Origin of the sequence: Bifidobacterium ruminantium DSM 6489 (genome assembly GCF_000770925.1) — a bacterium.
In the GTDB taxonomy this organism is placed as follows: Bacteria; Actinomycetota; Actinomycetes; order Actinomycetales; family Bifidobacteriaceae; genus Bifidobacterium; species Bifidobacterium ruminantium.
On the sequence record NZ_JDTK01000060.1, the window covers coordinates 1 to 664 of the forward strand.

At 67.3% G+C, this 664-nt stretch carries 1 protein-coding gene; it reads right to left on the minus strand.

Annotation, left to right across the window (positions count from 1 at the left end):
• Nucleotides 1-664: starch-binding protein (locus OU26_RS09350; RefSeq protein WP_033499130.1), on the minus strand; the 664-nt coding region annotated here is incomplete at both ends.

Consider the following 664-nt stretch of genomic DNA (forward strand, 5'->3'; position numbering starts at 1 on the left):
GGTCAGCTGCACGCTCGCACCGGACTTCAGGGAGAGCTTGCCGCCGCTCACGCCATCACCGGAGATCGAGACGGACGTGACCGGGATGGTGGTCTCGCACTCGACCGCGGCCAGGGTCGCGGAGGAGCCGTCCCACTTCACGATGCCGCCGTTGTAGTCCAGGCCCGGCTGGCGGGATCCCGGATACTGCTGGCTGCCGCCGTCGTTGAAGATCACCTTCGCGCCCTTGGCGAGGCTGTCCGGGACCACGTACTTGTACAGGTCGATCTGCTGGCAGCCGTCGGTCGCGCTCGGGGCGGTCATCTCCACGCCCGGCCAGGCCGCGTTGTTCGCCGCGGTCGCGCCGTCGCCCGTGTACACGTACGCGTAGATCTTGCCCCAGCCCGAAGGCTTCGAAGCGTAGACGGTGTTCTTCGCGACCGGGTCCGGCGGAAGCTGGCCCGTCACGGTCACGGTGATCGACGAGGTCTTGGTCCCGGACTTCGCGGTGATCGTGGCCTTGCCGGCCTTCCTCGGGGTGACCACGCCCTTCGGGCTGACGGTCGCCACGTCCTTGTCGGACGAGCTCCAGCTCACGGACGCGCCCTTCGGATCGGTCGTGGCGGTCAACTGCTTCGTGGTCACGCCATTGGACAGGTCCACGCTGTAATCCGACTGATCAATC